This is a genomic window from Pseudomonas sp. SCT (assembly GCF_003864275.1).
GTDB classification, from domain to species: domain Bacteria; phylum Pseudomonadota; class Gammaproteobacteria; order Pseudomonadales; family Pseudomonadaceae; genus Stutzerimonas; species Stutzerimonas stutzeri_AE.
The window spans coordinates 56,705-69,477 of the sequence record NZ_BDJA01000001.1 but is presented as its reverse complement, the minus strand read 5'-3'; the positions used below and the strand labels follow the sequence as shown (position 1 = coordinate 69,477).

Annotated in this window: 12 protein-coding genes; all 12 read left to right on the top strand. The window is 62.6% G+C overall.

Going from position 1 to position 12,773, the window contains the following annotated elements:
- Positions 1–2 precede the first annotated feature (2 nt).
- Positions 3–1,673, top strand: a complete 1,671-nt coding sequence (yidC, locus tag BHD08_RS00330) for a membrane protein insertase YidC (RefSeq protein ID WP_125020419.1) — start codon at positions 3–5, stop codon at positions 1,671–1,673.
- A 73-nt stretch (positions 1,674–1,746) separates the two neighbouring features.
- Positions 1,747–3,114: a tRNA uridine-5-carboxymethylaminomethyl(34) synthesis GTPase MnmE gene (mnmE, locus tag BHD08_RS00325; RefSeq protein WP_015278991.1), complete on the top strand. Its 1,368-nt coding sequence runs from the start codon at positions 1,747–1,749 to the stop codon at positions 3,112–3,114.
- A gap of 274 nt (positions 3,115–3,388) precedes the next feature.
- Positions 3,389–5,698: a hydrogen gas-evolving membrane-bound hydrogenase subunit E gene (gene mbhE / locus BHD08_RS00320; RefSeq protein WP_125020418.1), complete on the top strand. Its 2,310-nt coding sequence runs from the start codon at positions 3,389–3,391 to the stop codon at positions 5,696–5,698.
- On the top strand, positions 5,695–6,096 hold the full coding sequence (locus BHD08_RS00315; protein ID WP_125020417.1) for an MnhB domain-containing protein: 402 nt from the start codon (positions 5,695–5,697) through the stop codon (positions 6,094–6,096). Before mbhE ends, BHD08_RS00315 begins: the two co-directional genes overlap by 4 nt.
- A 2-nt stretch (positions 6,097–6,098) precedes the next feature.
- Positions 6,099–6,482, top strand: coding sequence for an NADH-quinone oxidoreductase subunit K (locus tag BHD08_RS00310; RefSeq protein ID WP_015278988.1), 384 nt, complete (start codon positions 6,099–6,101; stop codon positions 6,480–6,482).
- Positions 6,479–7,999 (top strand): proton-conducting transporter membrane subunit, encoded by a 1,521-nt coding sequence (locus BHD08_RS00305; protein WP_125020416.1) that lies wholly within the window; start codon positions 6,479–6,481, stop codon positions 7,997–7,999. The genes BHD08_RS00310 and BHD08_RS00305 overlap by 4 nt, the downstream gene beginning before the upstream one ends.
- Complete coding sequence (locus BHD08_RS00300) at positions 7,996–8,337, top strand: Na+/H+ antiporter subunit E (RefSeq protein WP_015278986.1); 342 nt, start codon at positions 7,996–7,998, stop codon at positions 8,335–8,337. Before BHD08_RS00305 ends, BHD08_RS00300 begins: the two co-directional genes overlap by 4 nt.
- Positions 8,338–8,339: 2 nt before the next feature.
- A complete protein-coding gene (locus BHD08_RS00295) occupies positions 8,340–8,600 on the top strand; it encodes a monovalent cation/H+ antiporter complex subunit F (RefSeq protein WP_015278985.1) in 261 nt (86 codons plus the stop codon).
- A complete protein-coding gene (mnhG, locus tag BHD08_RS00290; protein ID WP_125020415.1) occupies positions 8,597–9,064 on the top strand; it encodes a monovalent cation/H(+) antiporter subunit G in 468 nt (155 codons plus the stop codon). Before BHD08_RS00295 ends, mnhG begins: the two co-directional genes overlap by 4 nt.
- A gap of 354 nt (positions 9,065–9,418) precedes the next feature.
- Positions 9,419–11,311: a tRNA uridine-5-carboxymethylaminomethyl(34) synthesis enzyme MnmG gene (mnmG, locus tag BHD08_RS00285; RefSeq protein WP_015278983.1), complete on the top strand. Its 1,893-nt coding sequence runs from the start codon at positions 9,419–9,421 to the stop codon at positions 11,309–11,311.
- Entirely contained in the window at positions 11,311–11,958 is a 648-nt protein-coding gene (rsmG, locus tag BHD08_RS00280) for a 16S rRNA (guanine(527)-N(7))-methyltransferase RsmG (protein WP_015278982.1), read from the top strand. Before mnmG ends, rsmG begins: the two co-directional genes overlap by 1 nt.
- Before the next feature lie 19 nt (positions 11,959–11,977).
- A complete protein-coding gene (locus BHD08_RS00275) occupies positions 11,978–12,766 on the top strand; it encodes a ParA family protein (RefSeq protein WP_015278981.1) in 789 nt (262 codons plus the stop codon).
- The last annotated feature ends 7 nt before the right edge of the window (positions 12,767–12,773 follow it).

The window sequence follows — 12,773 nt, the reverse complement described above, 5'->3', positions numbered from 1 at the left end:
CCATGGATATCAAACGCTCGATACTGCTCGTAGCACTAGCAGTCGTTGCCTACCTGATGGTTCTTCAATGGAATCAGGACTACGGTCAGGCAGCGTTGCCTGCCGAAACCGCGCAAAGCCAGCCTGGCGTTCCAACCCTTCCGGATAGTCCCAGCGCTACCAGCGAAGGCAATGCCGATGACGTGCCAGCAGTGGCTGGTCAGCAACAGGCCAGTGCCCTGCCGGCCACGGCGCCGAGCAGCCAGCTGATCCGCGTGCGTACCGATGTGCTGGATGTGGCCATCGACCCACGTGGTGGTGACATCGTCGAGCTGCACCTGCCGCAGTTCCCGCGTCGTCAGGATCGTCCGGATGTACCGTTTCAGCTGTTCGAACGCAGCGGCGAGCGTACCTATGAGGCCCAGAGCGGCCTGATCGGGGATGGTCCGGACCAGGCCAGCGGCCGCCCTCAGTACAGCAGCGAGAAGACCGAGTACCAGCTGGCCGAGGGTCAGGACCAGCTGGTCGTCGATCTCAACTACAGCGCTGACGGCGTCAACTACATCAAGCGTTTCACTCTCGAGCGCGGCAACTACGCGCTGAAAGTGAACTACCTGATCGACAACCAGAGCGAACAGCCCTGGACCGGTTATCTGTTCGGTCAGCTCAAGCGCGACAAGAGTGGCGACCCGTCTTCGAGCACCGCCACTGGTACCGCCACCTACCTGGGTGCGGCTCTGTGGACCAAGGACGAGCCGTATCGCAAGGTTTCCATGGGCGACATGGACGACAAGAACCTGCGTGAAACCGTGCAGGGCGGCTGGATCGCCTGGCTGCAGCACTATTTCGTCACCGCCTGGATCCCTCAGGCCGAAGACACCAACCAGGTGCAGACCCGCAAGGACAGCCAGGGCAACTACATCATTGGCTTCACCGGCCCGGCGGTCACCGTAGCGGCAGGCGCTCAGGGTGAAACCGGTGCCACGCTGTATGCCGGTCCGAAGAGCCAGGACAAACTGGAAGAACTGTCGCCCGGTCTGCGTCTGACCGTCGACTACGGCATCCTCTGGTTCATCGCCCAGCCGATCTTCTGGCTGCTGGAAAACATCCACGCACTGCTGGGCAACTGGGGCTGGTCGATCATCGTCCTGACCATCGTCATCAAGCTTGCCTTCTTCCCGCTCTCAGCCGCGAGCTACCGCTCGATGGCGCGCATGCGTGCGGTATCGCCGAAGATGCAGGCGCTGAAAGAGCAGTTCGGTGATGATCGCCAGAAGATGTCCCAGGCGATGATGGAGCTGTACAAGAAGGAGAAGATCAATCCGCTGGGCGGCTGTCTGCCGATTCTGGTGCAGATGCCGGTCTTCCTTGCGCTGTACTGGGTACTCTTGGAAAGCGTCGAGATGCGCCAGGCGCCCTGGATGTTCTGGATCACCGATCTGTCGATCAAGGATCCGTTCTTCATCCTGCCGATCATCATGGGCGTGACCATGTTCATCCAGCAGCAGCTCAACCCGACACCGCCGGATCCGATGCAGGCGCGGGTGATGAAGCTGTTGCCGATCATCTTCACCTTCTTCTTCCTCTGGTTCCCAGCTGGTCTGGTGCTGTACTGGGTCGTCAACAACGTCCTGTCCATCGCCCAGCAGTGGTACATTACCCGGCAGATCGAGGCGGCGGCGAAGACAGCCTGACGTCTCAACAGCCAAATGCAGAACGCCCCTTGATTGGGGCGTTTTGCTATCTGCCATCCAGAAAGGAGGCCGCATGAATCCAGTTCGCGACACCATCGCCGCTGTCGCCACAGCTCCTGGCCGCGGAGGCGTCGGCATCGTCCGTGTATCCGGTCCGCGTGCCAGAGCGATCGCGATTACCCTGAGCGGCCGCGAGCCAACGCCACGGCATGCGCACTACGGCGCGTTTCATGCTGACGACGGCGAAGTGATCGACGAAGGCCTGCTGTTGTTCTTTCCGGGACCGCATTCGTTTACCGGCGAAGACGTGCTCGAACTGCAGGGGCATGGCGGCCCGGTTGTATTGGATATGCTGCTGCAACGTTGTGTCGAGCTCGGCGTGCGACTCGCGCGGCCCGGAGAGTTCAGCGAGCGCGCCTTTCTCAACGACAAGCTCGATCTCGCCCAGGCCGAAGCCATTGCCGACCTTATCGAAGCCAGCTCCACCCAGGCGGCGCGCAATGCGGTGCGCTCGCTGCAAGGCGAATTCTCGCGACGGGTGCATCAACTGACCGAAAAGCTGATTCAGCTGCGCATCTACGTTGAGGCAGCGATCGATTTTCCTGAAGAAGAAATCGACTTTCTCGCCGATGGCCACGTGCTGGAACAGCTCAACGGCGTGCGCGAAGAGTTATCCACAGTGTTGCGTGAGGCAGGGCAGGGCGCCTTGCTGCGTGACGGGATGACCGTGGTCATCGCCGGTCGGCCCAATGCCGGCAAGTCCAGCCTGCTCAATGCGCTGGCAGGCCGTGAGGCGGCCATCGTTACCGATATCGCCGGAACCACCCGTGACGTGCTGCGCGAACACATCCTCATCGATGGCATGCCCTTGCACGTGGTCGATACCGCCGGCCTGCGTGATACCGAGGATCAGGTCGAGCGCATCGGCGTGCAGCGCGCCCTCAGCGCTATCGGCGAGGCGGACCGTATCTTGCTGATGGTCGACGCCAGCGCACCAGAGGCTGAGGATCCGCTCGCGCTGTGGCCCGAGTTCCTGGACTTCAGCCCGGAGCCGAGCAGGGTAACGCTGATCCGCAACAAGGCCGACCTCAGCGGAGAGGCGATTGCTCTGAGCGTCAGCGCCGATGGGCATGTGACGCTAAGCCTTTGCGCGCGTTCAGGCGAAGGCATCGAGCTGCTGCGTGAACACCTGAAGCAGTGCATGGGGTACGAGCAGACCGCCGAAAGCAGCTTCAGCGCGCGGCGCCGGCACCTCGATGCACTGCGCCTGGCCGACGAGCATCTGCGGCACGGTTACGACCAGCTGACGCTGGCCGGCGCCGGTGAGCTGCTCGCCGAGGACCTGCGTCTGGCACAGCAGGCACTGGGCGAGATCACTGGCGCATTCAGCTCCGATGACCTGCTCGGGCGCATCTTCTCGAGCTTCTGCATAGGCAAGTAACAATTGAAAAAGCGTTCGGGCAACCCCGCCCGGGCGGCGTTTCGATGTGCCGACCGGCACGCTGGCAGTCTTCGCCTACCCCGCTGCAAGCGCCGTTAACACTGAGCTGGCGACCCGTCAGGGCCCCGCCAGCCATCCTTCTCTCGCGGCCTTTGTACCCCGCCTGCCGCTGCGCCTGACATAGCTGGTAACAGCCGTCGGCGCATCCTTTGAACTACCTTTGTTATCAAAACACGCAGCCGTTTCCAGCAATCCCCGACAAGAGGATGGCGCCGTGCTTGCTGCATTACTCGTTTCATTCCTGGGGGCGATCCTCGCCAGGTTCATCGTCAGCCGTACCTTTCCCCATGGGGGATGGGTCGCTGCGCTGTTGCCAGCCGGGCTGTTCCTGTTCTTTCTGGCGAAAGGCGCCAGTCTTCCCGAGGTCGGTGCCATCACCGAAACCCTCGAGTGGGTGCCAGCACTGGGCATCTCGCTGACCCTGAGGCTTGATGGCTTCGCCCTGCTGTTCGTGCTCCTGATCACCGGCATCGGCACCCTGGTGACGATCTACGCAGGCGCCTACTTCTCGCATTCGCCGAAGGAGGAGGCTGCACGTTTCCTCACCCTGATCCTGTTGTTCATGACCGCCATGCTGGGGACCGTGCTGTCCGACAACCTCATCGTCATGTTCGTGTTCTGGGAGGCGACCAGCCTGTTGTCGTTCATGCTGATCGGCTTCAACTCGCACCGCGCGCAAGCACGCAAAGCCGCGCTGCAATCGCTGATCGTGACCGGCGGCGGCGGGCTGGCACTGTTCGGCGGCATCCTCTTGATCGGCATAACGCTAGGTACCTTCTCACTCTCTGAAGTGGCGCAGCGTGCGCCGGAGTTGCTGGCCAGTCCTCTGGCCGTGCCGGCGATGATCCTGATCATGCTCGGCGCCTTCACCAAGTCGGCACAGCTGCCGTTTCATTTCTGGCTGCCGCAGGCCATGGAAGCGCCAGCGCCAGCCTCGGCCTTTTTGCACTCGGCGACCATGGTCAAGTTGGGGGTGTACCTGCTGGCCCGCTTCGATCTCATCTTCGAGGGCATCCCCGCTTTTGGCTCGACCCTGGTGATCGTCGGTAGCCTGACCATGTTGGTGGCCGCGGTACGGGCGCTATCCACTGATGGCTTCAAGGAGGTCCTGGCGCATTCCACCGTGGGCTCGCTGGGGGTGCTGGTGATGCTGATCGGGCTGGATGGCGATTACTCGGTGACCGCGCTGATTGCCTTCATCATCGCCCATGCGCTGTACAAGGCGGCGCTGTTCTTCTGCGCCGGAACCACCATCCATGCGGTTGGCGAGGGCCGGCTGAGCAAGATCGGCGGGCTGGCCCGACGCCTGCCGATGACCACCCTGGCGGCCGGCATGGCGGCGATCTCGATGGCCGGATTGCCGCCGACGCTGGGCTTCATCACCAAGGAATACCTGTTCGAGAGCCAGCTCAACGCATCCTCAGGCTGGGTCGTGGTCGCCGTGGCGGTTCTGGTCAATGCGGTTTTCGCTGCAATCGCCGGGGTGGCGGCCATTCGTCCCTATTACCTCGGCAAGACACGCAGCGAGATCAAGCATCCGGAAACCCTGGGTCTTTACCTCGGACCGCTGGTACTGGGAGGGCTGGGTTTCCTGTTCGGTCTGGCGCCTGACTTCCTCGTGCGCGGGCTGATCCAGCCGGCCAATGATGTGCTGGTCGGACATACCGTGGATCTGTCCTTCTCGCTCTGGCACGGCTTTACGCCGATGCTCGCGCTGAGCGCCACCGTGGTCGCCTTCGCCGGCGGGCTGATCGCCTACTGGCATCGCATCCACTATGCGCTGTCACTGAACAAGGGGTTGGCCCGGGTGCTTGGCGATTTCGGCTTCAACGCCGCCTTCGCCGGCCTCCTGCGCCTGGCCGAACGCTGCACCCGGTTTCTGCAGAACGGTGATCAGCACCGCTACACCTCCACGGTCGCGGCAGCCGTGTTGCTGATCATCGGCTATGGCGTGCTGGCCAGCGGTACGCGTCCGCTGATCGCCATGACCGGCGGGCGCTTCGATGCGCCCTCGGTCATCGTGCTGCTGCTGATGTGCCTGGGTGCCTTTGCCGCCACCCGCACCCCATCGCTACTGCGCGCCATGATCGCGGTTGGCGTGGTGGGGTTCGGCTCGGCGCTGATCTTCCTGCTCAATGGCGCGCCAGACGTTGCGCTCACCCAGTTCTCGGTCGAAGTGCTGCTGGTGCTGATTCTGGTCGCGCTGCTGCTGCGGGTGCCTGAGCGCGCCGCCTCGACCCGCGAGCCGCGGGAAAAGCGCCTGGACATCCTGATCTCGGCGAGTTTCGCGCTGGTGGTCTTCGTCGCGCTGGCCGCCACGGTGGCATTGCCCATGGATGGACGGATCTCCGAGTTCTACGCCGCGACCAGCTATCTCGAGGCCCATGGTCGCAACGTGGTGAATGTGGTGCTGGTGGACTACCGCGCCATCGACACGTTGGGTGAGGTGGTCGTAGTGGCCTTCGCCGCGATGAGCGTGTGGGGGCTGCTACGGGCGCTGCCGCGCAGGAGGGCCGCGCCATGAATTCACTGATCTTCGCCGCCTTCTCGCGGATTCTCTTCATTCTGATGCTGGCGGTGTCGCTCTACGTGCTCTACCGCGGACACAACGAGCCGGGTGGCGGTTTCGTCGGCGGGCTGATCGCCGCGGCCGGATTCGCGACGCTGGCGCTTGCCCGCGGCGTGGACGTGGCCCGCGCCACGCTGCGCTTCGAACCGATGACAGTGATCGGTTGCGGCATCCTCGCTGCGCTGCTTGGCGGGTTGCCAGGCCTCTGGCTGGACGACTCGTTCCTGGCTCACCAGTGGGCGATTCTCGGCAGCGTCCATATCGGTACCACCCTGCTGTTCGATATCGGGGTCTACCTCGTCGTGCTGGGCGGCATCCTTTCTCTGATCCTGCGTTTCTACGAGGGCCTCTGAATATGCATCTGCTCTTTGCATTCGCCATCGCCATCGTGGCTGGCTGCAGCCTGTACCTCATCCTCTCCCGCCATATCGTGCGGATCCTGCTGGGGGTGACCATGCTCTCGGCGGCGATCAACCTGGTGATCTTCCTCTCCGGGCGGATCGTAACGAACGTCCCCGCCGTCATCCGCGCAGGCGAGACCAGCCTGGCCGCCGATGCCGCCAACCCGCTGCCCCAGGCGCTGGTGCTGACCGCAATCGTCATTGGCTTTTCACTGACCGCGTTCTTCGCTGCCCTGGCATTGCAGACCTACCGCAGCGCGGGCAGCGTCGATACGCGCGATATCGATGCAGCCGAGCGCCTGGGTTCGCCATTCTCGGCCACTAAGGATCGCCCGTGACCGAATTCCTGATCCTGCATGCGCCGCTCTGGCCGGTACTGCTGCCGATTCTTGGTGCGGGTCTGGCGACCTGCCTGTGGGAACATCGCCGCGCGCAACGCTTGGTCACCGGCCTGTGCATAACTCTGCTGTTGGCATCTTCGCTACTGCTGCTCGCTGCGGTTTACCAGCAGGGCGTGCTGGCGATCCGCTTTGGCGGCTGGGATGCTCCCTTCGGCGTGGTATTCGTCGCCGATGCACTGTCCGCCGCCATGGTGGCCATTACCGGTATCCTTGCCGCCGCGGTGATGACCTTCGGTCTCGCCGATATCCGCTGCCGCGAGGAACAGGCAGGCTTCCATCCATTGATGCTGGGCATGCTGGCCGGCGTAAACGGTGCCTTCCTCACCGGCGATATCTTCAACCTGTACGTCTGGTTCGAGGTGATGCTGATCACCGCGATGGGCCTGCTGTCGATCGGCCGCAATCGCGCCCGGCTCGATGCGACGGTGCGCTATGCGGTGCTCAACCTGTTCTCCACGCTGCTGTTTCTGACCGGGGTTGCACTGCTCTACGGCGCGACCGGAACGCTGAACATGGCGGATCTCGCCCGGGTGCTGCCCGAGACCGAACCGTCGATCAACCTGACGCTGTCGGCGCTGCTACTGCTCTGTGGCTTCGGCATCAAGGCCGGCTATTTCCCGTTGTTCTTCTGGCTGCCGGCGTCGTATCACACGGCCTCGATCACGGTTTCGGCAATCTTCGCCGGGCTGCTGACCAAGGTCGGCGTGTATGCCTGTTTCCGCGTGTTCACCCTGATCTTCAGCGTCGAAGACAGCGGTATCCGTGAGATCGTCGCGGTGCTGGCGGCCGGCACCATGCTGTTCGGGGTCTTCGGCGCGGCGGTGCAGTGGGACGTACGGCGAATCCTCTCGTTCCACATCGTCAGCCAGATCGGCTACATGCTGCTTGGCTTGGCCATATCCACCCAGGCGGCGCTCGCCGGGGCCATCTTCTACATCATTCATCACATCATCGTGAAGGCGAACCTGTTCCTGCTTGCCGGCGCCATTCACCGGGCCTCCGGCACCTTCGATCTGCGCAAGAGCGGCGGCCTGATGTATCGCAACCCTCTACTGGCCGCGCTGTTTCTGGTACCGGCTTTGTCCCTGGCCGGCTTGCCGCCGCTGTCCGGCTTCTGGGCGAAGTTCCTCGTGATCGACGCAACCTTCCGTGCCGGCGAGCACTGGTTGGCCGGGCTGGCGCTGTTCGTCGGCCTGTTGACCCTCTATTCGATGAGCAAGATCTGGATGGAAGCCTTTTGGAAGAAGCCGGTACTGCCGCGCGCCGAGGCCCGCCGGATACCGCTGCCCATGCTGCTGGCGATCGCCTCGCTCGGTGCGCTGACCCTGGTGATCGGTTTCATGCCGCAACCGTTGATCCTCTTTTCGCAAACCGCCGCCGCGGCACTGCTGGAGCCCAGCGCTTACCTGTCGGCCGTGCTGCCGGCTAACCCGATCCTGGAGCCTCGCCCATGACCAGCCTGCTGCGCCGAGTACTCGATGTGGTCGAGCTGCTCGGCATCTACCTCTATGAGCTGATCGTCTCGTCTGTTGCAGTGGCTGCCGCTGCCTTTTCGCCAGCGCCGAACATGCAGAGTTCGATCATCGCGGTACCCATCGAGCTGCGCACCGACCTCGGCGTCGCGGTGCTCGCCAGTCTGGTTTCGCTGACTCCGGGCAATTGCGCATTGCACGTCAGCGAGGATCGTCGCCTGCTCTACGTGCATGCGCTGGATGGCCGCGCGCCGGAGCAGATCATCGCGTCGATCAGGCAAGTCTTCGAGCGACGCATCGCGCGCATCGAGAGATGGTGAGCATGATCACGACGCTGCTGATCCTGGTCATGCTGCCGCTGGCCTTGACCCTCTGGCGAATGATCGTCGCGAAGACACTGGTCGACCGCGTGGTCGCGCTGGACATGCTGACCGGCGTTGGGGTTGCCATCGCCGCGCTGGTCGCTGCAATGACCGGACGCCGGGAGTTTCTCGACGTGGGCTTCGGTCTCGGACTGATCGGTTTCGTCGGGACCTGCGCCTTCGCCGTCTTCATCATGCGCAAGGGGAGGAGCGAGCAATGATCGAAATCCTGGCAGTGGCTTTCATGCTGGTCGGTGTGATCTTTCTGTTCGCCACGATGTTCGGCCTGCTGCGCTTTGCCGATCCCCTGCAGCGAATCCATGCCACGACCAAGTCCGGTACGGTTGGTGCAGGACTCATCCTCGTCGGGGTGATGATCGAGATGGGCGATGCCCAGGCCACATTCATCGGCACCGCCACGGTGATCTTTCTGATGCTGACCATTCCTATCGCTGGTCACCTGCTTGGGCGGGCTGCCTATGTTTCGGGGGCTCGGCTCGACGGCCTGCATGGAGATGATGCGCTGGATGGCGTACTCGAACGCAGCCCGCTAACGCTCGACGAATATCTCGCACAGACCGAGAAAAGCCCTCCCCAGCGAAATCCAGAACCTGGCAGAGAAGACCTGCGGACCAACGTAGATGAGCCGAGGAGCCCTGTTGATAACCCAGGTTCAGCCAAGTAGATAACCCTAGCCTGAACCCTATGGATAACACCGCTGTGTATAAGTAAACAATCTATCAACAGGTAGCGCACGCGATCTACACCGGTAGAGCCCAGGCGCAGCACAACCTTTTGCAACGCTGGACCCTTCGTAGGCTCTAGGCTACAGAACCTTATCCACAGAAATTGCCTTCACCATTAGTAAACATATCTACAAGCTCTTTATATATTTCTTCTCTATTTTTCTATTTATGCGTAATCCAACCGCTCAGCGTTCGGCTGGTCATTTTTTGTCCAAAGCCCTTCTTTAGCGCAGCCTTAGTCCCTATACTTCGCGGTTTCCCGAAATCCAATCTGAACAGGCACGAGGTGCGTGGTGGACTTCCCTTCCCGTTTTGACGTGATCGTTATCGGTGGCGGCCATGCCGGTACCGAGGCTGCGCTGGCAGCGGCACGCATGGGCGTGAAGACCCTGCTGCTCAGCCACAATGTGGAAACCCTCGGCCAGATGAGCTGCAACCCGGCTATCGGCGGCATCGGCAAGAGCCATCTGGTCAAGGAAATCGATGCCCTGGGCGGTGCCATGGCCATGGCAACCGACAAGGGTGGCATTCAGTTCCGCGTGCTCAACAGCCGCAAGGGCCCGGCGGTCCGCGCAACTCGTGCGCAGGCTGATCGCGTGCTGTACAAGGCGGCTATCCGCGAAACCCTGGAGAACCAGGCCAACCTGTGGATATTTCAGCAGGCGGCGGACGACCTCATCGTCGAGCAGGACCAGGTCCGGGGTGTCGTGACGCAAATGGGCCTGCGTTTCCTTGCCGATTGCGTGGTACTGACTACAGGAACCTTCCTCGGCGGACTTATCCACATTGGCCTGCAGAATTATTCAGGCGGCCGTGCAGGCGATCCGCCTTCGATCGCTCTGGCCAATCGGCTGCGTGAGCTACCGCTGCGTGTTGGACGCTTGAAGACCGGAACCCCGCCGCGCATCGATGGCCGGACCGTGGACTTTTCGCTGATGACCGAACAGCCAGGCGATACCCCGCTGCCGGTAATGTCGTTCATGGGCAGTCGTGAGCAGCATCCGCCGCAGGTCAGCTGCTGGATCACCCACACCAACGCGCGAACCCACGAAATCATCGCCGCCAACCTCGATCGCTCGCCGATGTACTCCGGTGTGATCGAAGGTGTGGGCCCGCGCTACTGCCCGTCCATCGAAGACAAGATTCATCGTTTTGCCGACAAGGACAGCCACCAGGTCTTCCTCGAGCCGGAGGGCCTGACCACCCATGAGCTGTATCCCAACGGCATCTCCACCTCGCTGCCGTTCGACGTGCAGCTGCAGATCGTGCAGAGCATCCGCGGCATGGAGAACGCGCACATCGTGCGGCCCGGCTATGCCATCGAGTACGACTACTTCGATCCGCGCGATCTCAAGTACAGCCTGGAAACCAAGGTCATCGGCGGGTTGTTCTTCGCCGGCCAGATCAACGGCACCACCGGTTACGAAGAGGCCGGCGCCCAGGGCCTGCTCGCCGGCGCCAATGCGGCGCTGCGTGCTCAGGGCAAGGACAGCTGGTGTCCGCGCCGCGATGAGGCGTACCTCGGCGTGCTGGTCGATGACCTGATCACTCTTGGCACGCAGGAGCCCTATCGCATGTTCACTTCGCGCGCCGAGTATCGGCTGATCCTGCGCGAGGACAATGCTGATCTGCGCCTCACCGAGAAGGGCCGCGAGCTGGGGCTGGTGGATGACGCCCGCTGGGCCGCGTTCTGCGCCAAGCGCGAAGGTATCGAGCTCGAGGAGCAGCGCCTGAAGAGCAGCTGGGTCCGTCCCGGTACGCCGCAAGGCGATGCCATCGCCGAACGTTTCGGCAGCCCGCTGGCTCGCGAGTACAACCTGCTCAATCTGCTGGCCCGTCCGGAAATCGATTACCAGAGCCTGGTCGAACTGACCGGTGACGGTGCGCAGGATCCGCAGGTCGCCGAGCAGGTCGAGATCAAGACCAAGTACGCCGGCTACATCGAACGGCAGCAGGACGAGATCGAGCGCCTGCGCGCCAGTGAAAACATCGCGCTGCCGGTTGATCTCGACTACACCACGATTCCGGGACTGTCGAAGGAGATTCAGCACAAGCTCGGCCAGGCACGGCCCGAGACGCTTGGCCAGGCATCGCGCATCCCGGGCGTCACTCCGGCGGCCGTCTCGCTGTTGATGATCCACCTGAAGAAACGCAACGCCGGCCAGCGGTTGGAGCAGAGCGCTTGATGAGTCTGGTCAGTGAGTCGCATGCCGCTGAGCTCGTCCGTGGCGCCCAGGAACTCGGGATCGAACTGAGCGAGCGACAACAGCAGCAATTGCTTGCCTATCTGGCGCTGCTGATCAAGTGGAACAAGGCCTACAACCTGACGGCCGTGCGCGATCCCGACGAAATGGTCTCGCGACACTTGCTCGACAGCCTGAGCGTAGTGCCCTTCGTTGCCGAGGCTGGCCGTACCTGGCTGGACGTTGGCAGCGGTGGGGGCATGCCTGGCGTACCGTTGGCAATCATGTTCCCCGAGCGGGCCTTCACGCTGCTCGATTCGAACGGCAAGAAGACGCGCTTTCTGACACAGGTGAAGCTGGAACTGAAACTGGCCAACCTCGAGGTGGTGCACAGTCGCGTCGAGCAGTACCAGCCGGCCATACCCTTCGAAGGCATCACCTCGCGCGCTTTCAGCTCGCTGGACGACTTCACCAGCTGGACGCGCCATCTGGGCAATGCCGAAACCCGCTGGCTGGCCATGAAGGGCGTGCAGCCGGACGACGAGCTGCAGCGCCTGCCCGACGACTTCCGTCTCGATGCCTGTCACGTACTCAAGGTTCCCGGTTGCCAAGGCCAGCGCCATCTGCTGATACTGCGCCGCACTTCATGACCCCGGACAGACACTGACCATGGCTAAAGTTTTCGCCATCGCCAACCAGAAGGGCGGTGTCGCCAAGACCACCACCTGCATCAACCTGGCGGCATCGCTGGTTGCCACACGCCGGCGGGTGCTGCTGATCGACCTCGATCCTCAGGGCAACGCCACCACCGGTAGCGGTGTGGATAAACTCGGCCTGGAGTACTCGATCTACGACGTGCTGATCGGTGAATGCAGCCTGGTGGACGCCATGCAGTTCTCCGAGCACGGCGGCTACCAGCTGTTGCCGGCCAACCGCGATCTGACCGCGGCCGAAGTGGCGTTGCTGAATCTGCCGGCCAAGGAGAAACGCCTGCGCGAGGCGCTGGCGCCGGTCCGCGAGAACTACGATTACATTCTCATCGACTGTCCGCCGTCGCTGTCGATGCTGACCATCAATGCATTATCTGCCGCCGATGGCGTGATCATTCCCATGCAGTGCGAATACTACGCACTCGAAGGGCTGACCGATCTGGTCAACTCGATCCAGCGCATCGGCCAGGCACTGAATCCGAGTCTGAAGATCGAAGGCCTGTTGCGCACCATGTACGACCCGCGCAGCAGCCTGACCAACGACGTATCCGAACAGCTCAAGGCGCATTTCGGCGACAAGCTCTATGACACCGTAATTCCGCGCAACGTCCGGCTTGCCGAGGCCCCCAGCCACGGTATGCCGGCGCTGGTCTACGACAAGCAATCCAAGGGCGCTCTGGCCTATCTGGCCCTGGCCGGCGAACTGTCGCGACGCCAGCGCCAGTCTGCCCGCGGTGCCCTCGCATAAGGACTAT

Excerpts from the sequence above, each read along its gene's own strand:
- BHD08_RS00300 (WP_015278986.1), top strand. The coding sequence starts at position 7,996 with ATGACCAGCCTGCTGCGCCGAGTACTCGATGTGGTCGAGCTGCTCGGC.
- yidC (WP_125020419.1), top strand. The coding sequence starts at position 3 with ATGGATATCAAACGCTCGATACTGCTCGTAGCACTAGCAGTCGTTGCC.
- rsmG (WP_015278982.1), top strand. The coding sequence starts at position 11,311 with ATGAGTCTGGTCAGTGAGTCGCATGCCGCTGAGCTCGTCCGTGGCGCC.
- mnhG (WP_125020415.1), top strand. The coding sequence starts at position 8,597 with ATGATCGAAATCCTGGCAGTGGCTTTCATGCTGGTCGGTGTGATCTTT.
- BHD08_RS00275 (WP_015278981.1), top strand. The coding sequence starts at position 11,978 with ATGGCTAAAGTTTTCGCCATCGCCAACCAGAAGGGCGGTGTCGCCAAG.
- mnmE (WP_015278991.1), top strand. The coding sequence starts at position 1,747 with ATGAATCCAGTTCGCGACACCATCGCCGCTGTCGCCACAGCTCCTGGC.
- BHD08_RS00310 (WP_015278988.1), top strand. The coding sequence starts at position 6,099 with ATGCATCTGCTCTTTGCATTCGCCATCGCCATCGTGGCTGGCTGCAGC.
- BHD08_RS00315 (WP_125020417.1), top strand. The coding sequence starts at position 5,695 with ATGAATTCACTGATCTTCGCCGCCTTCTCGCGGATTCTCTTCATTCTG.
- BHD08_RS00295 (WP_015278985.1), top strand. The coding sequence starts at position 8,340 with ATGATCACGACGCTGCTGATCCTGGTCATGCTGCCGCTGGCCTTGACC.